Below are 18,899 nucleotides of genomic sequence, written 5' to 3' on the forward strand. Positions count from 1 at the left end.
CCCCCCCCCCCCCCCCCCCCCCCCCCCCCCCCCCCTTTTCAAAGAAAAACCCCACACCCCAGATGCAGCGTAGTCTCGTGGGCTCGGAGATGTGTATAAGAGACATGGTTCGGGGCGAGGCGCCTCCGCCAGTTCCTTCACCTTTCCTTCTAGCTCCGACACCTTTCCTTTGAGCGAGTTCAGTTCAGCGCGCAGCGCCTGGATTTCCGCGTCCTGTTGAGCAAGCTGTTGATTTGCCCGATCGATCCTTCCTGCATTCGGATCAACCTCTGTGTTTCGAAGGAGGTCTCCAACCAACGCGAAAACGGCCGCCGCAAGAATGATGCTCATTCCGATGACGACAGCTGCAATCGGATTTAGTGGCCTCACGGCGCTGCAGCTCCGTCAATCCGAACCACCACCACCGAGACATTGTCCGGAGCGCCGTGATCGAGGGCGGCGGCTACCAGTCGCTGGCAGGCGGCGTCGGGGTTCGGCGCGTTCAAGTGAGCGACGATCTCTGCCTCGGCAACACAGTCGGTCAATCCGTCCGAGCAAAGGAGCAGGGAGTCCCCCGGCTCCAGCGCCACCTCGACGGAGTCCACATCCAGCCAATCGGCGGCGCCGATCGCCCGGGTAACAACATGCGCCTGCGGGTGCTGCCAGACAGCGGCGGGCGTCAGGCGCCCGTCATCGACAAGTTCCTGCACGACCGAGTGATCGCGCGTTAGTTGCAGCAGTTCTCCTCCACGCAAACGATAGGCCCGGCTATCTCCCACCCATGCGATCGTCGTTGCTCCACCGTCAATGAGTGCGGCCACCGCTGTCGCGCCCATCTGCGCGACATTGGCCGACGCTGCCCAACGGCGGATGGCGGAATTGGCCGACTGCAGCGCGGCGACGAGATGAGCGCCGGAAATGGGAGCGTGCGGAAGAAGGGCGAGCTGCTCGATCACCAGGTCTGCCGCGACATCGCCGTGGCCGTAGCCGCCCATCCCGTCAGCGACCGCCCAAAGTGCGCCTGAAGGATCGGTGAGAATTGCGTCTTCGTTGTTTGTTCGCACATGCCCGGTATGGCTTAGTCCCGCTCCTTGCGGCCTACCCGGCCCGTCAGGCACGCGCGTCGAAGGATTGTCCCGAGAGTCCGGGGTCATGATCAGACGAACCCCATTAAATCGATCCGCCGTGAGAGCCCCGCTACCGGATCGGTTGCACCCATAGTCATCCTATAGTATTTTTCATAGAAGGCGAAAACCTTTTTGCCAAAGGAGCCTAAGATGAAGCGCCCGCTGACTAGAAAGCTGACGGTGTTTCTCGCTCTATTCTTGGTGACACAAAGTGACTTGGGTGCACAGGAACTGAACGATTCCGCGCTTAAGGAACGCTTCCAGCGACAGATCGACTTGTTCAAGGCGGCACGGCTCGGAGCCACGCGCGGCCTGGTTCTGACCAACTCCAACGCCGCACCTAAGGCCGAGGCCGTCCCGGTGACGATTGCCACGCCCGAAAGCGGCGCAACCAAAACCGCTCCGGCTCCCCCTCCTCCTGCTGCCATTGCGTCCCAGGGGATCCAAGCTGCTCCAGCGACCACCCCAGCGGCTCCCAATGCAGCTCAGCCCTCAACTCCGGAACCGGCGGCGACATCGCCGGCAACGGCCGTATCCGCAGCAGCGGCGACGACCAATCCGCAAACATACTGGAAGCTACCGCCTGACGACCAGATCAACGTCCGGGTGAATTTTGCCTTCGATTCAGCGGCCATCGCGTCGGAACAAAAGCCGGCGTTGCGGCAGCTTTGCGACGTCGTAAAGGAAATGGACATCAAGCTTGTGCGTATCATCGGTCACACAGATTCTGTCGGCGGCGCAAGCTACAACCAGCACCTGTCGATTCTGCGTGCGAAGGAAGTTGCACGCTTCTTCACGGATGATTGCCACATCGCTCGTGAACGGCTCGAAGCGGTCGGCGTCGGCGAGCAGTTTCTTCTCAACCAGGAAAACCCCAAGGCCGACGAGAACAGGCGCGTGGAATTCCAGGCAGTGAGCTAACGGCACCCAGACGTCACCAACAAGTGACTCGCTGCTTATTCGAACGCGTAGGTGAAGCCTTCCGCCGAAGCCCCGACGGTCGCCTTGGTGAGGCGTTTGCCTTCAAGGGACCAGTTCAGAACGCCCTTGCTCAGCGTTGGCAGCAGCGTATTGGTCAGGATCGCGTCGATCATGCGACCACCCGATTCAACCTCGGTGCACCGAGCCTTGATCAATTCCAGAACCCCGTCCCCGATGACCAGCTCGGCGTCATGGCTGGCGCTCAGCCGGCGCGCGATCTTCGCGAAATGATGTTGTGTGATCGCCTCGATCATCGAATCCGAGAGCGGATAGTAGGGAACGACAATCACCCGTCCGAGGAAGGCTGGCGGGAACACCTTCAGCAATGGCGGCCGCAGCGCGCTTTCGAGTTCCTCAAGCGGCGGCCGCGTCCTGCCGCCGTCAGTCAGCTTCATGATGACATCCGAACCGACATTCGAGGTCAGCAGGATGAGGCTGTTCCTGAAGTCGATCCGCCGGCCCTCGCTGTCGTCCATCATTCCCTTGTCGAAGACCTGGAAGAAGATTTCGTGCACATCCGGATGCGCCTTCTCGACTTCATCGAGCAAGATGACGGAATAGGGCCGACGCCGCACCGCTTCGGTCAGTACCCCTCCCTTGCCGTAGCCGACATACCCGGGAGGCGCACCTTTGAGGGTCGACACCGTATGCGCTTCCTGGAATTCCGACATGTTGATGGAGATCAGGTTCTGCTCGCCGCCATAGAGGGTTTCGGCGAGAGCCAGCGCCGTTTCTGTCTTGCCGACGCCCGAAGGGCCGCACAGCAGGAAAACGCCCACCGGCTTTTCAGGAGAGGCAAGACCCGCACGGCTGGTTTGCACGCGCCGCGCAATGGATTCCATTGCAAGTTCCTGGCCGACGACACGCTCTCCCAGAACCTTGGCAAGTTGCAATGCCTTTTCGGTCTGGCTGGTCAGCATCCGGCCCACGGGAATGCCTGTCCAATCCTGTACGACAGACGCCACAGCATTCCTGTCGACGGAAAGCAGTATAAGCGGCGTCTCGCCCTGAAGCCCGGCAAGCTCCGCCGTCAGAGCCTTGAGCCGTTCAAGGTCGGCGCTTTGATCCGTTCCATCGCCGCCCTCCGGCTCGGGGCGGTCCACGTCGGCGGCCGCCGACAATTCCGCGCCTGCCCCCCCTTCGGCCAGCGCGGCATCAAGCGCAACTCCCCTTCCCCGCAGCCTCGCCCGCAGATCGAGGATTTCGGAGACCATGGACTGCTCCTTTTCCCAGCGAGCCTTTGCAGCGAGCAACGCGGACTCCGTCTCGGCGAGAGCGGCTTCGACCTTGGACTGGCGCTCCGCGACTTCGATGCCGATCGCAGCTTCGCGCCCGATGATGCCCTGCTCGATCTCAAGAGACTGCTTGCGCCGCAGAAGATCTTCGACCTCAGCCGGTGTCGCGTGCTGCGATACCGCCACGCGCGCGCAGGCCGTATCCAGCAGGCTGACGGCCTTGTCCGGCAGTTGCCGCGCGGGAATATAGCGATGGGACAGGCCGACGGCCGTCTCGATCGCTTCGTCCAGAATCTGCACCTGGTGGTGTTTCTCCAACACGCCTGCCACGCCACGCAGCATCAGGATGGCAGCTTCTTCATCAGGCTCTTCAATCTTGACGACCTGGAAACGGCGGGTCAGCGCCGGATCTTTCTCGATATGCTGCTTGTACTCCGCCCATGTCGTCGCAGCGATCGTGCGAAGCTCGCCACGCGCCAATGCCGGTTTAAGAAGGTTTGCAGCGTCTCCCGTTCCCGCTGCCCCGCCGGCCCCGATCAGAGTATGCGCTTCGTCGATGAAAAGGATGATCGGAGTTTCCGATGCCTGAACTTCGTCGATGACTGTCTTCAGCCGCTTCTCGAACTCGCCTTTGACGCTTGCCCCCGCCTGCATCAGGCCGATGTCAAGCAGGTGCAGCGCCACGCCTTTCAGCGGCGGCGGGACGTCTCCTTCTGCAAGGCGGAGTGCAAAACCCTCGACCACCGCGGTCTTGCCTACTCCGGCTTCGCCGGTCAGGATCGGGTTGTTCTGGCGCCGGCGCATGAGGATATCGACGATCTGCCGAATCTCGGGGTCCCGGCCGAGAACCGGGTCGATTTTGCCGTCGCGGGCACGCCGGGTAAGGTCAGTCGCGTATTTCGCCAATGCGGAGTCGCCCCCCCCCGGGCGTTTTTTCCGGGATGGTTCGGGGGCCTCGGCCTTACCGGCATTTTCAAGTGATCCTGCCAGCACGTCGTCCAGCCGGGGGATAACGGAATCCGCCTCGATCCGATCGAATTCGGCGCTGATCTTCAGCAGAAGACCGTCAAGTACCGCCACCTTTCTGCAGGCCAAGAGAACATAGGCTCCGCGAACCTCTTCGGATCCGAACTGGAGGCTTGCGAGGCTCCAGGCCTCCTGGATGGCATGAAAGATGTGATCGGAAAACTCCTCGATCGAAGTTGCGCCATAGGGCAGCTTGTCGATTGCCCTCGCCATATCGGCGGCAAGCCGGCCGAGATCCACGCCGGCATCGGCGAGGATAAGCTGAAAATCCGCGCGGTCGACGAGGGCGAGCTGTTCGATCCAGTGAACGAGTTCGACATAGGGGTTGCCGCGAAGCTTGGCCGCGTCCGCCGCCGCCTTGAAGGCACGCACGCAAACAGGATTGAGTTTGCCGATCAGTTCCTTGCGCTTGAAGCTCTGAGAAGACATGTTCTGCATGTCGATCGGGCTCCTGCCCATGTGATCTTGAATAGGACGTTGCTAGTCTTCGATCGCTAGTCACAGCGTGCCACATTAGAGTATTCTTGACAAATATTCGGGCCACGTGTTCTTGATGAATATTATGTCGCGTGGTTTCCACTGGGTGCGCTGGGAGGCTCCAGATGATCGATCCACTGCCTGGCGACATCTTCCGCAAGGGGCAGGTGCTTAACAACACCTACGAGATCGAGGGCGTCCTCGGCCGCGGTGGAACAGGTGAAGTCTATCGTGCAAGCAACCGCATTACCGGCCGGGTGGTGGCGCTCAAGGCGCTGAAGCGTGAGCTGTCGGCAAATGCCGGCTATCTGGAGCTCATGAAGCGCGAGGAGGAGATGCGCAACATCTCCCACGACGCGGTCGTGCGCTACACCGACTGCAGCCAGACCGGGGACGGCCACGTCTATCTGGTGATGGACTACGTCGCCGGCACGCCGCTCAGCGAATGGCTCGAGCAGGGCGGGGCTTCCCCGCGCGATCTGCTGGTGGTGGCGCACAGAGTGGCCGAAGGCCTTGTCGCCACACACGAGCGCAAGATCGTCCATCGCGACCTTTCCCCCGACAACATCATCCTGCGCGACGGCAGGCCGGAAGAAGCCGTCATCATCGATTTCGGCATCGCCAAGGACAGCAGCACAGGCGCGCGCACGATCGTCGGCAAGGAATTCGCGGGCAAGTACGAATATGCCGCGCCGGAGCAGCTGCACGGGCAGGCAGAGCCGCGCTCTGACCTTTATGCCCTGGGCGCCTCGCTGCTCGCGACCTTTCGAGGAAGGATTCCGGACGTCGGAACAAGTCCTGGCGAGGTTGTGCGCCACAAGGAGCGCCGGCTTGACACGTCGGGCGTTCCAGAGCCGCTGAAGACGCTGATCGACGACCTCACTCGGCCCGACCCTGCCCAACGCCCGCCGAGTGCCGCCGCCGTCGTCAAGGAAATCGGGCGATTGCTGCAGCCCGGTCTCGCCAAAGCGAGGCAGAATGGTCGCGACACGAAGCCCGGGTGGCGGCCATGGCTTGCAATCCTGCCCCTCGCGGTCCTGGCAGTGCTTGCCGGGCTTTGGTTTCTCGGGGCTTTTGAGGGCTTGTCTCCGGCAAGCCTGCCGATTGCTACGCCTTACAAACTCACTGCCGGCGTGGACGGGCAAGGCCGGCCGACACTTGCCGGTTTCGCTCCCGACGCCGACCAGCAGGAGACAATCCTGGCGAACTTCGCCCGGACCGTCGGGCTTGCCCCACCCAATGACGCCCTCACCCTCGCCGAGGGCGCTCCATCGGAAAAGTGGGCGCAGGACATCGATGCCTTCTTCGCGGCCGCCATCCCGCTCGACGAGTGGAAGCTTGAAGTCGCCGATCGAACGGTCCGCCTCACCGGTCTCGCGCCTGATACTGTAGGACGCGAAGCGGCCGTCACCCGATTTAATGCGGCGGCAAAGGCCGCCGGTTACCAGCCGATCATCCTTATCGCGGCGGGTCCGAGAGACCTGTCGCCGGACCAGCTGAAACCCCTTGTCATTCCGCTGCAGACCTGCGGTCCACTCCTCGTTCAACTTCCGGAAAGCGGCACCTTTCCTCTTGGATCGACGATTTCCGTCCGGGGAAACGTCGCCGCCAGCAGCGACATCGAAGCCCTCCAGCAGACGCTCGCGCCCCATGTCGGAGATCGCGAGCTGCGCTTCGATGCCACGGTGCTCAACAGCCAACTGTGCGTTGTTCAGGAGCTGCTGCCGGATGCGCCGCAAGGTCAGATGACGATCGTTCTCGGCTACGGCGACAGATCCGAACCGAATATGTCCGGCATCTATTCGGTCGGCGACAACCCGGTGATCGACGTGCTTGTGCCCGCAACGCTTGACAAAGGGTACTTGTGGGTGGCCATCGCCGACGTCACCGGCAATCTCTTCAATGTTCTTCCGAACATCAAGAGACCCGATCACGCACTGGCCCAGATCGGAACCGTGGCGAATGGCATGCGCACCATCCGGGTTGCCTATCCGACGGCAGAGGGCGCGGCGGACCCCGCAAAACTCTCCTTCGCGGTCGACGCCACCTTCGGTAGAAGTCTGATCATTGTCATGCAGACCGATCAGCCGCTTTTCCCACAGCTTCGACCGACAACCGAGTCCACCAAGTCTTTTGCGGAGGATTTACGTGCGGTCATAGCCGCGGGGCGTGTCTCGATCCTCTCGATAACCACCCGGCTGCTCGACACCCGCAATTAATTAGAAGCCGAAGATACGTGACATTAGTATAGAGCAAGAACTTGTGGTAAAAAGCAAAATGACAGGGGAATACTAGTCGGTTAACGGGGGGAACTGTTGTTCGACTCTGCTCTCTGGTTAAGCCCGCTGAACGGTGAGAACCCGTCAGGTGAAAGCTTGCGGAATGACGGACGATTCCACGAGCTGGAACGCCTCGTGCAACCGCAGGTCGAAATCAGCCGTGACGAGCGCAACAACCCCGTCTCACGGACCGAGGTCCCTGTCGATTGGTCAACCATCCTTCGAAAATCAGAAGAGTTGCGCCCGCACGGACGGGATCTGAGGCTCCTCGTGATCGTGACGCGCGCCCTTGCAAATGAACAGGGTTTTGCCGGCCTCGCCGAGGGGCTGAACCTGATCACCGGGACCTTCGACATGCATTGGGAAACGATGCATCCGGAACTTCGTGAGGGCTTGCCTCCCCGGGATGCCGCACTACGCCGGATCAACGCTCTCCTCCAGCTGCAAAACGACAAGGATGGGCTGCTCGGCGATCTTCGCAAGATGACTTTCTTTGCGCCGCGGGGTGTCGGTCCTGTCACAGGGCGCGATCTGGAGCGCGGGGCGATCGACACCCGAACCGTTCTCAACGAGGCTGCACCCGGACTGAGCGAGACTGAAAAGGCGTCGCTGGCAAGCGAGCACGAGCAGGTATTGACTCGCGTGGGGATCGGCTGCGCGGCATTTGCGGAACAAAGCTCGGACGAGGCGGCCGCGCTTATCGAGAGCGCAAACGCCGCGGCCACTGCGATGGCGGCGCTCGAGACATCACTCAATCGGCAAATCGGCGGGGATTTGCGAGTCACGCTGCCGGATTTGAGCCGGTTCCTGCAGCGAGCGATCTCTACGCTCGAGCGCGCGAAGCCCAGCCCCGGGCAGGAGGCTGCAAGCGAGGAAGCCCTCGATCACGAGAGCACGCCTGCAAAAGCGACCTCCGACGCAGCTCCGGCTTACATCGGCACACCGGCAGTCTTTCCGTCGCGGCTCACCTCACGCGAAGACGTCACAAAGTGCATCGACCTCATCATCGCCTTCTATGACCGCACGGAACCGTCGAGCCCCATCCCCCATCTGGCGCGCAGGATCAAACGCATGGTGCCGATGGATTTTCTGGAACTCATGGAGGACCTGGCGCCCTCCGGTTTGAAGGAATTCCGGCTTCTGGCCGGCGTGCCGGAAAGCAAGAAACCTGTCCCTGGGACGAAAGGTGACCACCAATGAGCGAAACTAAGGCCAAGGTAATTGAACGAAACCGGGCGCCTCGCGTCCAGATCGCTTACGAAGTCGAAACTTACGGCAGCCCGACCACCATCGAATTGCCGTTCGTGATGGGCGTGATGGCCGATCTCGCCGGCGCCTCCCAGACACCAGAGGCCAGCAAGTCCGTCCGGGACCGTGCTTTTGTCGAAACCGACGCAAACAGGTTCGGCCGTTTCATGGAAGCGCTCAGCCCCCGTGTCAAAGCTCGCGTGAAGAACACCCTCCCGCAACCTGAGGGTGAAGAACGCGACGAAGAGCTTGCAATAGACCTGACCTTTACCAGCATGGCTGATTTCGCGCCGGATCGTGTGGCCGAACAAGTCCCGCAGCTTGCAGAACTCTTGAGAATGCGCCGCCAGCTCGAAGAATTGCTCGGCTTCATGGATGGCCGCGTCGACGCCGAAAAACGCATCGCGCAACTTTTGAACAATGAGCCCCTGTTAGGAAAGATCGCCGACCAGGCGCTCGAAGATAGCAGCAAGTCGGAGGTCTGAGTCATGGCCGAACAGGAAAAAGCCGCTGCGGTTGGTGTCGCGGAAGCCGAGGGAGTCGACCTTCAGGAATTCAGCGACCTTCTGGAGAAGGACTTCAAGGTCAAGAAAGATGACAGCGACAAGCTTCAAACCTTGGTCAGGAATCTGGCGCTGGCCGCGCGCGGCCGCTCAGAATCGACCGTCATCTCTTCGAACGCGATCAAATCAATCAAGTCCTTGATTGGCGGCCTCGACAAGCTGCTGACCGAGCAGACCAACGAAATTCTCCATGCCCCTGAAGTGCTTCAGATGGAAGGCACATGGCGCGGACTGTGGTACCTCATCAACAATACCGAGACGGATCAAAAGCTGAAGATCCGCGTCATGAACATCTCGAAGGAACAGCTGGCTGACACCCTTGAGGATTACGAGGGCCAGATGTGGGATCAAAGTCCCATATTCAAGAAAGTCTACACCGACGAATACTCGATGCTCGGCGGTAACCCCTTCGGTTGCCTGGTCGGCGCCTACGAATTCTCAAATCACCCGAAGGATGTCGGTCTGCTCCGCAACATGTCCGGCATCTGCGCCTCGGCGCACACGCCGTTCATAGCAGCCGCGGCCCCTCGCCTGTTCCGCATGGAAAGCTGGCAGGAGCTGCCGAACCCGCAAGATCTGCAACAGATCGTGTCATCGCCAGCCTATGCCTCATGGCAGTCGCTGCGCGAGAGCGAGGACGCCCGGTACATAGGGCTGACGATGCCGCGCGTGCTGGCGAGGCTGCCTTATGGAGCAGAAACCGTCCCCGTGAAGGGCTTCTCCTTCGAGGAAGAGGTCCAGGGCGATCATCACAAGTATGTCTGGATGAACGCAGCCTTCCCGATGGGGGTCAACATCAACCGCAGCCACAAGCTGTTCGGCTGGGGCACGCAGATCCGGGGTGTCGAGAACGGCGGGGCAGTGATCAATCTCCCGGTCCACAACTTCCCGACGGATGACGGCACGGTGGCGATGAAATGCCCGACCGAGGTCGCCATTGACGACCGGCGCGAGGCCGAACTCGCCAAGCTCGGGCTGATGCCGATCCTCCACCGCAAGAACACCGATATCGCCGCCTTCATCGGCGCCCATTCGCTGCAGGACGACGAGGCGCGCGCCGGCCGTCTGGTCGACCCGGATGCTCAGGCGAACGAGAGATTGAGCGCAAACCTGCCCTATCTTTTCCCGGTTTCCCGTTTCGCCCATTACCTCAAGGCAATCGCCCGGGATAAGATCGGCTCATTCAAGGAACGTGCCGACATGCAAATCTGGCTGACGGAGTGGATCAACCGCTACGTTCTCGCCAACCCTGCCTTTGCCGACGACAAAGCCCGCGCAAAACGTCCCCTTGCGGCTGCCGAGGTCCAGGTCGACAGCGTGGAGGGCCGTCCCGGCTGGTATAATGCCCGGTTCTACCTGCGGCCCCACTACCAGCTGGAAGGCATCAATGCTTCGCTCCGGCTGGTTTCGGAGCTGCCGTCCATGAAGCAGTGAGCAACAGATACTTGATGGGAGGTTAGTCATGAAAATCGACGGTTTTCTCAAAGTACCTGACATCCCGGGGCCGAGCGTTCGCGATGGCCACGAAGAAGAAATCGAGGTGTACGGAGTGGAGTTTGACATGGTGGCTCCCTTCGACCCCAATTCATTATCGCGGAGAGGTCGCGTCAGTTTGGGCATGGTCAATTTCATCAAGCACTACGACATGTCCTCGCCCTATCTGAAAAAAGCTCTCTTCGACAACACGCCTCTGGACGAGGTCGTGTTCTCGGCGCGCAGAACCATCGAAGGCGAAACGAGCGACTACCTGGTCATCACGCTGAAGGAAGCTTCGGTGACCAACTACACCATGAAGCCAAGCGAGGAAGAGCCAGACGTGCTCGAAGAGCGTATCGGCTTCGCTTACAAGAACATCAATTTCAAGTACGACGACAAGCACGAGGCCGAAATGGATGTCTATGTCGGCAAGTGACAGCTGGCAGAAAGGGTTTGGAAGGGAGGCGAGACCGCCCGGAGGGCACCTGCGGGCGACTCGCGAAGCTATCCAGCCGTCCTTGTGGGATCGCCTCGTGAACGACTTGCCGGGGCTCAGTTCCGAAATCAGTCAACTTCGGCAGGCGATCCAGAACGATATAGACGTCGAACGTCTGAACGGGCTGGTGGCCGGCGGCCTTCGCCAGATAGAAGCCGCTACGGACATCAGCACCGAGCAGAAGAAGAACATTCACCGTCTGCTCTCTCTGGAGCGACGTCAGGCAGAACTCGAAAGCCGCGGCGTCGTCGTCTCGACCGATGTGCTGCGCGAGGCGGTGCGGCGCGACATCGAAGCGCTCTTTAACGCACAGCGCTTCGAATCCACGCCACTCTTGACGGATTTCGAGGCAGATCAGGCCGGAGACGATCCTCCATCGCTTGAGGATTTCCCAGAGGTTCGCCGCAGCGTGATCAATTACGGGGTGCCCCCCTTCTCCGGCCGTTCCTCCCGTGACTTCGACCGCGATGAACTGGCGAAGGAAATCCGAAGCGTGCTCGCCGCGTTCGAACCCCGGCTGAAGGAAAGCGCGACGAAAGTGACTGTCAGCCTCGGCGACAGGGCGACTGGTCTCAGGATCGACATCGACGCACTGCTGCTGACCTCGCCGGCACCGGAGCGGCTGCTCCTGCGCACGATACTCAACCTCGACAACGGTTCGGCGCGGACTGAGCTGAAGGAAACCTGACCATGGACCGGGTCTTCCTGGAGTACTACGAGGAGGAACTCACCCACATCCGCGCGCTCGCCGCCGAGTTTGCGGATATGCATCCCTCGATCGCGCGCAACCTCTCCCTGGATACGGTCCCGTGTCCCGACCCGTTTGTCGAGCGCCTGCTCGACGGTGTGGCGTATCTCGCCGCGCGCACCCGCCAGAAGGTGGATGCAGAGAGCTCGCGTTTCGCACGAAGCGTGCTTGAGAATTTCTACCCGGATCTCGTTTCGCCGGCGCCCGCGACCGCCATGGCTCTGCTGAAGCCGGGCCAGCAGGTTCAGACGATGCTTGCAGGGCACCTTGTGAAGCGCGGGACCCGGCTTGTTTCGAGCGTCCGACCTGGAATATCCACTCGCTGCATCTATACGACGGCACAGGACGTGATGCTCTGGCCGCTCGCGATCACCTCGGTCGCGTACATTCAGGATCGAAGCGCGCTTGCAGCAGCGGGAATAACTCCGGTTGAAGGGCTAAGCGGTTCCGCGGCATTGAGCATCACCTTCAATCGAACTGGCAAAGGCAAGCTCGGCGACTTGTCGCTCGACCACCTGGATCTGCATTTTGGTGACAAGAGCAAGGCGCCGCTGCTCTTCGATACGCTCTTTGGCGGTTGTGCCGCTGTCGGCGCCCGCCCGGAAGGGCGCGATAATTTCCTGAGCGTACTTCCGGAGCCGGAAATGGTCGGGATCTCCGACGACGAAGCGCTTATGCCGCGTACGCGCGAAACCTTCGAAGGCTACAGGCTGTTACGCGAATACTTCATCGCGCCGGAGAGATTTCACTATGTGCGCGTGAGGAGCCTGCAGCCGGTGGTTCGGCGCTGTGGAGCTGGGCTGGAACTTGTCTTTCTGTTGCGACGCCCCGTCCCCGAGCTTTCGAATATCGCAGTGAAAGATTTCCAACTTTTCGCAACGCCAATCATCAACCTGTTCGAGCGCGGCTGCAACGTCATCGAACTCGATGCCCGGCGGACCCGCCAGGTGCTCCACGCCGATCGCACACGTCCCCGGGATTTCGAGATCTATCGCCCAATCCGCGTCGAAGATGCCGATGCCGAGCGCCCGGACGCCGAGATACCGACGCTCTTCAGCTTGGGCCAGAACCGTGGAAACGGCTGGGCCTATTTCGCCGAACGCCGCCCACGGCGGCCGAGCGAGGACGAACTTCGTCAGGGACAAACTCGCACGTCCTATGCCGGTGACGATGTCTTCATCACGCTTTCTCGCCCCGTCCAGTCGAAAGCGGCCCGGCCACTAAAGCGGATTGAGGTGACGGCGCTCTGCACCAATCGCGACCTGCCGATATTGGACGACACGCCATCCCTCACGCTCGAAAGTGGCGATCCGGTCGAGGCCGTCCAACTCCTCGGGGCCGTGCGGCCACCGTGGCCCTCTATACCAGCGACGCTTCCGGCTGGAGCCGTGGAAGGCTCGAGAGCCGATGAACTTGCCTGGCGGCTCGTCGCTCAACTCTCGCTGAATTTCCTCAGCCTGGCAGAGGAAGGCCGCGGGGTGGATCCACTTCACGCCCTGCTCGAGCTTTACGCGCAGCGGGGAGATCCAAGCCTGAGCCGGCATGTGCGCTCGATCGCCCGCGTCGAGGCTCGACCTCTGATCGAGCGCCTGGCGATCGCCGGACCAATGTGCTTCGCGCGTGGCACCGAGGTTACGCTTCATATCGACCAAACTGTGCTTGCCGGGCACAGCACGCTGTTGCCGTCAGCGCTGCTGGCAAGGCTTTTTGCCCGCTATGCCGCTATCAACGCATTCGTGCGCACCCGCGCGCGGATCATACAAAAGCAGGAGGATGTGCTATGGCCGATAACGCCGGGCAATCGCTTCCTGATCTGAAGAAGGAGACCTCTCCGTCCCTTGAGGAGTTCGACTTCTTCGAGCTCCTGCGGCGCCTCGAAGACGACGGAAAACTGTTCGGGCAAGCGGGCCGCCCGGACCGGGAGCCCGCCCGGCTCGGACAGCATGTGCGACTGGGTTTTGCCGTGCAGGATGTCGCGAAGATCGAGCCGGCCACCGAAACGACGCCAATCCGCGTCACGGTGGCAAATATCGGATTGCTCGGGCCAGAAGGTCCAATGCCCCTCTATCTGACGCGCTGGGTGCTGGATCGCCTGTCGCAGCGCTGGTTCGCCAGGGCGGACATGCGGGAGGTCAGCGACACGACCTTCGTCGATTTCGTCAATATTCTTCAGCATCGCATGATCGCGCTCTTTTACCGGGCATGGGCCGACGCTCACCCGGCGGTGCAGGTCAGGCGCCACGACGGCGGCCGTATTCGCGCGATGTCGGCGGCCCTGGCTGGCCTCGGCTTGTGTGGAAGAGGGCATGGTGAGCGCGGAGCGATCGATACCACGAAACTCTCTCACGCGCCGGCGCTCGCCCATCAGGTAGACGGGCCTGAGAGGCTCACACTGTTTCTTGCAGACCTCCTGAAGGTCCCGGTTCGGCTTCGCGAATTTGTCGGCACCTGGATGCCGATCCCGAAAACGCTCCAGTCCCGGCTTGGCGGCGCGCATGTGCAACTCGGACGAAGCGCCACGATCGGTCCGAGGACGTTCCAGCGACAGCAAAGGATAGAGCTCTCCATCGGACCTTTAACGCTTGCCGACTACATGACTTTCCTGCCCGGCAGCGAACGGCGCGAAACCTTGCAAACCGCGATCCGCGATCTGGTGGGAGACGGGCTCGACGTGGACGTTAGGCTCGTACTCAAGCGGGACGAAGTTCCTGCGGCCAAAATGGGAGCAGCGCGGATCGGGCACATCGCATGGCTCGCTCGACCGAAAGATCGCGATGACGCAGATGATTTCTGCATGCGCACCGTCATTGGCTGGCGCCCCGAAATGCCGGAGGCTGCGGCATGAGCCTGATCCTTACCCTCGAGCAGTCGCCCCGACCGCAAGCCGTTCGCCAGATGCGGCTCGTCGAGGGAGAGCTCGTCATCGGTCGCAGCGCCGACGCCGACTGGCGGATCGACGATCCCGACATGTACATCTCACGCGCTCATTGCACGATCGGCTGCGTTCGCGGCCAGTATGTGGTGACCGACACCTCCAGCGGCGGGCTCTTCATCGACGGGTCGCGCACGCCGCTCGGGCTCGGGAATTCCTCCCCGCTGCATGACGGAGCGCGACTGCAGCTTGGCAATTATGTCGTCCGCGTCGACTTCCAGGCCACACCGACGGAGCGGGTGTCTGAACAGCCGGCTCCGCCGCCGGCTAGCCTCGAGCAGGACAATTTCTTCTTCGAACGCAGGGAGCCGACGGCGCCCACCCCGCGGCCGGCCGGATTGCCCGACCCTTTCGAACAACCAGCTGCAGGGGCATTCGCCGCAGCAGACAGGAGCGAGACAGCAAAAGGGACGCCGATGTTCGATGATCCCTTCAGCCTTGATCCTCTGCCAGCATCGGGCGGCCAGGACAAAGGAGCCTGGGATTTTTCTCTACCCAGCACGCCGCCCGAGCAACCCATTCCAGAACCTCAACCCGTTCCAGAACCCCCGGCTGCACCGCGTCCTGCACCGACACCACAGGCGAGACCGACGCAGGAACACACGGCACAAACTGAAGCCTCCCTGCACGAAGCCTTCCTCCGCGGACTGGGGCTCAGCGCCGGCGAGATTACGACATCCGATCCGGTGGCGCAGATGGAGAGTTTCGGCCGGGAATACCGCATGATGCTGGAAGGGCTGATGCACCTCCTGCGCAAACGCGCCGAAGAAAAGGGTGAAGCGAGGATCGCCCAAACCGTGATTGGAGCATCCGAGGTCAACCCTCTCAAATTCCTGCCCACGGTGGACGATGTGATCGCGACCTTCCTGGCTCAGCGCCACGCCGGTTTTCTTCCCCCGCAGGCCGCCATCGGCAATTCCATCCGCGATCTCGCACACCACCATGTGAGAACCTGGCGCGGCGTCCAGGCGGCGCTTGCGAGGATGATTGACCGCTTCGACCCCGCGACGCTGGAAAGCGAACTGAAGTCGCACTCGGCGTTGGATGCCCTGCTCGCCGGTGGGCGGCGGGCGAAACTCTGGGAACTCTATGAGAACCGCTATCGCGAAATCGCCAAGAGTGCGTCGACGCGCTTCCTCGGCGAGATCGGGAGCGACTTTCGGGATGGCTATGAAGAGAGGGAGAACAACTGATGCTTCACCGACGCGGCTTTCTCATGGTGATCGGCGCGACAGGCATGCTTTCCGCCTGCATGGGCGGCCCACCGAAATCTTCGACCGTGACGGTCACGGCAACGGGGCAAGCGGGGATGAATGCTGCCGCAGGCGGAGGGGAGCGTCCGGTGACCCTCCTTATTCTCCGGCTGAAGGATGCCGGAAAATTCAACTCTGCTGATATCTTCGCCCTTCAGTCCAATCCGGCCGGTGCGCTTGGAGCGGACCTCGTCGGCTCTGACCAACTGACGGTCGCTCCCGGCGCCAGCGCCTCAAAGACGCTGGCGTTCCCGCCGGAAGCCACTTTCCTAGGCGTTGTCGCGCTGTTCCGTGAACCTGGCAGCCGCACCTGGCGAAGGAGCGTTCCGATCAGGCCGGAATCGACGGTGACAGCGAATGTCGTACTCAGCCGCGGCGGTATGACGCTCGCGCTCGCCTGAATGGAGGGCGTTCAGCATGACGGATACCAACAAGGTGCTTTGGTCCGAGGGACTGTTCCTCCGGACGCAGCATTTCCAGCAACAGGACCGTTATACCGAGGCCCTGATGCGGGGCGCGCTGCAGGCTGGACGCTTACAGACTTTCGGTTTCAGGTCCCTCACGCTCGATGCCGCACAGCTGGAAGCCGGTCGGGTGGCCGTAACATCGGCGCGCGGCATTTTTCCGGATGGTACCCCGTTTGCCATACCCGAAACGATGGACGCTCCCACACCTTTGACAGTCACGCGCGACATGGGTGCAGGCGTGGTGCAGCTCGCCCTACCCTCGGAACCACCCGGCGGCGCCAGCTTCGACCCCGCTCACAGCGAACCGACCGGAGCGCGGTATAGAGGGCGGATCGAGTGGATACGCGATGCGGTTCATGGGGGCGCCGATCCGGAAGAGATCGAGATCGCCCGGCCGCAAGCCCTGCTCCTCTCGCCGGCACAGGCGACCGGTGGCTACACGGCAATGCCGGTGACGAGCGTTACCGGACTGCTGTCCGATGGCAGTGTGGCGATCGCCGAAAACTTCCTGCCGCCGGCGCTTGCAACCGGCGCGGTGCCCTTCTACGGCCAGCTCCTGCAGGAGGTCATCACCGGGCTCGACCGCATAGCCGAGGCGCATGGCAAGATGGTGCTCGGCGGCCCCGGCCGCAGCGTCGAAAACCTGCTGGTGCTCGACCTTGCCAACAGTGCCCGCCCGCGATTGGCCCACATGCTTCCCCAGGAGGTTTTTCATCCGGCCGAGCTCTTTCTAGAGCTCAGCGGATTGGCCGGCCGGATGGCGACTTACGGGTCAGGCTCCCGGCGGCTGAGCGAACTGCCCACCTATGAGCATATGGCGCCCGGGCCGGCCTTCGCCGCACTCGCCGACACATTGCGCTCGCTGATCCTCAGCCTGCGCTATGTCGAGCCGAAGTCGCGGGCGCTGCCGGTTCTGAAGCACGCGACGAACGTCTGGAAGGTCCGCGTCGACAATCCCGAACTGCTGACGGCCAGCCGCATCGTTGTTCGGGTCGGATGCGACATGTCCGACGAGGCCTTGCGCAAAATCTTCGTCAATCAGGTGACAGTCGGTGCTGCGGATGAATTCGAGGCGCTGTGGAAGTCCCGGTTGCCCGGCATCCGCCTCAAGCCCCTTCACTCGCAGCCGCGCGAGATTCCCTACGACGGAGACCGTCTCTGCCTCGAACTCGATCAACGCAGCGAGCACTGGGAGTCGCTTCTGCGTTCGCCGGGCTTCGTGATTGGAGTTTCCGGCGTTTTGCCCAGTGAACCACAGGTGGACTGCTATTCGGTAAACAGGTAGTGCCATGGCAAGTGAGGATCCATTCGGCCTTTCAGAAGATCAGGGCCGTACACGCATCCGTCCCGCCCCTCCGGGCGCGATGCCGGTTGTTCCCACCGGCACAGTGGCGAGACGTGCGCGATCCCATCCCAATACGCTGATCAACGCTTTCGCAACGTTGCTGGAATTTGCGCCGGAACTCGAGAATGCATTGCCGCCCGGCAATCCGGAAGCGCTGCGAACCAGGCTGATGGAGGAGCTGGTCTCAGCACGCGATGCCGCCGTGGCCTCCGGGGCAAGCCTGGCGCAGGCAGATGCGGCGGCCTGGGCCGTCGCCTCCCTGCTCGACGATCTGGCGCTCAACACACCCTGGGGCGGCTCCAGCGCCTGGCTGCGCCAGCCGCTGGTCGTCATGCTCCGCGGCGATGTGGATGCCGGGGCGCAGTTCTTCGCCAGGCTGGAAGAGCTGGAGCGCTATCCCGGCCGTGACCGCGAATTGCTGGAGCTGCAGTATTTCTGCCTGGCGCTGGGGTTCCGCGGCAAATATCGGGTGCCGGGGCGTGCAGGCGATCGCTCCATCAGCGCCGTCCGCGCTGCCGCCGCTCGCTTCTTGAGGGACGCGGATGCCGAAGGTGCGCCGCTCTCGCCCAGATGGGAGGGTGTCACGGCAGCGGACGAGCCTTCCCGCTTTGCCGTCCCGATCTGGGTGCTCGCAGTCGTGGCCGTGGCGCTCGCGACCGCGATTTACATGCTGTTGTCAATGCGGCTGGGCTCCAAGGCGGAAGAGCTTGCCACGCTCGTTCGGGCACTACCGCCGCCGGAGCGCGCCGAAATCTACCGGCCGGAAAAGCGCACTCCGGCGCCGGACGCGCCGCGTGTCGAACCTGTCGTCCTCCAGTTGCTGCCGGAATTCCGCGCCGCCGCACCTCCTGCGCTTCTGCCGGCCCTTAAAGGCAGTGAAACCGCCTCTGCGGTCACTCTCCTGCTTCAGTCGAGCACTCCGGAGCTTTTCCCGTCTGCCCGGGCCGAATTGACGAAAGGCTTCGAACCGCTCGTCGCCTCCATCGCCGCCGTCCTCAAGGAGAATGCTGACCTGATCAGAAGTGTCAGGATCATCGGGCACACCGACAACGTTCCGCTCCAGGCCGCCAATCCCCTGTCCAACAACCAGCGCCTCTCCGAGGCGCGCGCTGCAACGATTGCCGCCTTACTGCGTGCAAGCGGCCTTCCGCCTGAGCGCTTGAAGTCGGAAGGACGTGCGGCAACGCAGCCTATTGCCGGAAACGACACTCGTGAAGGCCGGGCTGCCAACCGCCGCATCGAGCTCCTGATCGAGAAGGGGCTTTGA

General features: G+C 62.1%; 15 protein-coding genes. 13 read left to right on the forward strand and 2 right to left on the reverse strand.

Annotated features, from left to right (window positions below):
- Positions 1 to 365 precede the first annotated feature (365 nt).
- Positions 366 to 1,133: a PP2C family protein-serine/threonine phosphatase gene (locus tag ACPYOJ_RS01310; protein ID WP_481414634.1), complete on the reverse strand. Its 768-nt coding sequence runs from the start codon at positions 1,131 to 1,133 to the stop codon at positions 366 to 368.
- A 123-nt stretch (positions 1,134 to 1,256) separates the two neighbouring features.
- On the opposite strand from ACPYOJ_RS01310, the gene ACPYOJ_RS01315 reads away from it, so the two are divergent.
- A complete protein-coding gene (locus ACPYOJ_RS01315; RefSeq protein WP_481414635.1) occupies positions 1,257 to 2,027 on the forward strand; it encodes an OmpA family protein in 771 nt (256 codons plus the stop codon).
- 35 nt (positions 2,028 to 2,062) lie between these two features.
- Here ACPYOJ_RS01315 and tssH read toward each other — a convergent pair whose 3' ends face one another.
- Positions 2,063 to 4,786, reverse strand: a complete 2,724-nt coding sequence (gene tssH, locus ACPYOJ_RS01320) for a type VI secretion system ATPase TssH (protein ID WP_481414636.1) — start codon at positions 4,784 to 4,786, stop codon at positions 2,063 to 2,065.
- Between the two features lie 164 nt (positions 4,787 to 4,950).
- Between tssH and ACPYOJ_RS01325 the strand changes: the two genes are divergently transcribed.
- From ACPYOJ_RS01325 to icmH, 12 genes are all read left to right on the forward strand, one after another.
- Positions 4,951 to 7,044, forward strand: coding sequence for a serine/threonine protein kinase (locus ACPYOJ_RS01325; protein ID WP_481414637.1), 2,094 nt, complete (start codon positions 4,951 to 4,953; stop codon positions 7,042 to 7,044).
- A gap of 96 nt (positions 7,045 to 7,140) precedes the next feature.
- Positions 7,141 to 8,304, forward strand: coding sequence for a type VI secretion system protein TssA (gene tssA, locus ACPYOJ_RS01330; protein ID WP_481414638.1), 1,164 nt, complete (start codon positions 7,141 to 7,143; stop codon positions 8,302 to 8,304).
- Positions 8,301 to 8,837, forward strand: a complete 537-nt coding sequence (tssB, locus tag ACPYOJ_RS01335; RefSeq protein WP_168830898.1) for a type VI secretion system contractile sheath small subunit — start codon at positions 8,301 to 8,303, stop codon at positions 8,835 to 8,837. Before tssA ends, tssB begins: the two co-directional genes overlap by 4 nt.
- A gap of 3 nt (positions 8,838 to 8,840) precedes the next feature.
- Positions 8,841 to 10,349, forward strand: a complete 1,509-nt coding sequence (gene tssC / locus ACPYOJ_RS01340) for a type VI secretion system contractile sheath large subunit (protein ID WP_481414639.1) — start codon at positions 8,841 to 8,843, stop codon at positions 10,347 to 10,349.
- A gap of 28 nt (positions 10,350 to 10,377) precedes the next feature.
- On the forward strand, positions 10,378 to 10,827 hold the full coding sequence (locus ACPYOJ_RS01345; protein ID WP_481414640.1) for an Hcp family type VI secretion system effector: 450 nt from the start codon (positions 10,378 to 10,380) through the stop codon (positions 10,825 to 10,827).
- Positions 10,814 to 11,575 (forward strand): type VI secretion system baseplate subunit TssE, encoded by a 762-nt coding sequence (gene tssE / locus ACPYOJ_RS01350; RefSeq protein WP_481414833.1) that lies wholly within the window; start codon positions 10,814 to 10,816, stop codon positions 11,573 to 11,575. The genes ACPYOJ_RS01345 and tssE overlap by 14 nt, the downstream gene beginning before the upstream one ends.
- A gap of 2 nt (positions 11,576 to 11,577) precedes the next feature.
- The gene (gene tssF / locus ACPYOJ_RS01355) at positions 11,578 to 13,452 is read left to right on the forward strand and encodes a type VI secretion system baseplate subunit TssF (protein ID WP_481414641.1); all 1,875 of its coding nucleotides are present in this window, start codon (positions 11,578 to 11,580) and stop codon (positions 13,450 to 13,452) included.
- The gene (gene tssG, locus ACPYOJ_RS01360; RefSeq protein WP_481414642.1) at positions 13,416 to 14,480 is read left to right on the forward strand and encodes a type VI secretion system baseplate subunit TssG; all 1,065 of its coding nucleotides are present in this window, start codon (positions 13,416 to 13,418) and stop codon (positions 14,478 to 14,480) included. Before tssF ends, tssG begins: the two co-directional genes overlap by 37 nt.
- Positions 14,477 to 15,760: a type VI secretion system-associated FHA domain protein TagH gene (gene tagH / locus ACPYOJ_RS01365; RefSeq protein ID WP_481414643.1), complete on the forward strand. Its 1,284-nt coding sequence runs from the start codon at positions 14,477 to 14,479 to the stop codon at positions 15,758 to 15,760. Before tssG ends, tagH begins: the two co-directional genes overlap by 4 nt.
- Positions 15,760 to 16,221: a type VI secretion system lipoprotein TssJ gene (gene tssJ, locus ACPYOJ_RS01370; protein ID WP_481414644.1), complete on the forward strand. Its 462-nt coding sequence runs from the start codon at positions 15,760 to 15,762 to the stop codon at positions 16,219 to 16,221. Before tagH ends, tssJ begins: the two co-directional genes overlap by 1 nt.
- A 16-nt stretch (positions 16,222 to 16,237) precedes the next feature.
- Positions 16,238 to 17,572 (forward strand): type VI secretion system baseplate subunit TssK, encoded by a 1,335-nt coding sequence (gene tssK / locus ACPYOJ_RS01375; protein ID WP_481414645.1) that lies wholly within the window; start codon positions 16,238 to 16,240, stop codon positions 17,570 to 17,572.
- A gap of 4 nt (positions 17,573 to 17,576) precedes the next feature.
- Positions 17,577 to 18,899: a type IVB secretion system protein IcmH/DotU gene (icmH, locus tag ACPYOJ_RS01380; protein ID WP_481414646.1), complete on the forward strand. Its 1,323-nt coding sequence runs from the start codon at positions 17,577 to 17,579 to the stop codon at positions 18,897 to 18,899.

The sequence above is a fragment of the Rhizobium sp. SVR5-9E genome (assembly GCF_056755095.1).

What these genes read in the sequence shown, in the direction of transcription:
- tssG (WP_481414642.1), top strand. Translation starts at nt 13,416, where the DNA reads ATGGCCGATAACGCCGGGCAATCGCTTCCTGATCTGAAGAAGGAGACC.
- ACPYOJ_RS01315 (WP_481414635.1), top strand. Translation starts at nt 1,257, where the DNA reads ATGAAGCGCCCGCTGACTAGAAAGCTGACGGTGTTTCTCGCTCTATTC.
- tssE (WP_481414833.1), top strand. Translation starts at nt 10,814, where the DNA reads ATGTCGGCAAGTGACAGCTGGCAGAAAGGGTTTGGAAGGGAGGCGAGA.
- tssK (WP_481414645.1), top strand. Translation starts at nt 16,238, where the DNA reads ATGACGGATACCAACAAGGTGCTTTGGTCCGAGGGACTGTTCCTCCGG.
- tagH (WP_481414643.1), top strand. Translation starts at nt 14,477, where the DNA reads ATGAGCCTGATCCTTACCCTCGAGCAGTCGCCCCGACCGCAAGCCGTT.
- tssB (WP_168830898.1), top strand. Translation starts at nt 8,301, where the DNA reads ATGAGCGAAACTAAGGCCAAGGTAATTGAACGAAACCGGGCGCCTCGC.
- ACPYOJ_RS01345 (WP_481414640.1), top strand. Translation starts at nt 10,378, where the DNA reads ATGAAAATCGACGGTTTTCTCAAAGTACCTGACATCCCGGGGCCGAGC.
- ACPYOJ_RS01325 (WP_481414637.1), top strand. Translation starts at nt 4,951, where the DNA reads ATGATCGATCCACTGCCTGGCGACATCTTCCGCAAGGGGCAGGTGCTT.
- ACPYOJ_RS01310 (WP_481414634.1), bottom strand. Translation starts at nt 1,133, where the DNA reads ATGACCCCGGACTCTCGGGACAATCCTTCGACGCGCGTGCCTGACGGG.
- tssH (WP_481414636.1), bottom strand. Translation starts at nt 4,786, where the DNA reads ATGCAGAACATGTCTTCTCAGAGCTTCAAGCGCAAGGAACTGATCGGC.
- icmH (WP_481414646.1), top strand. Translation starts at nt 17,577, where the DNA reads ATGGCAAGTGAGGATCCATTCGGCCTTTCAGAAGATCAGGGCCGTACA.
- tssC (WP_481414639.1), top strand. Translation starts at nt 8,841, where the DNA reads ATGGCCGAACAGGAAAAAGCCGCTGCGGTTGGTGTCGCGGAAGCCGAG.
- tssF (WP_481414641.1), top strand. Translation starts at nt 11,578, where the DNA reads ATGGACCGGGTCTTCCTGGAGTACTACGAGGAGGAACTCACCCACATC.
- tssJ (WP_481414644.1), top strand. Translation starts at nt 15,760, where the DNA reads ATGCTTCACCGACGCGGCTTTCTCATGGTGATCGGCGCGACAGGCATG.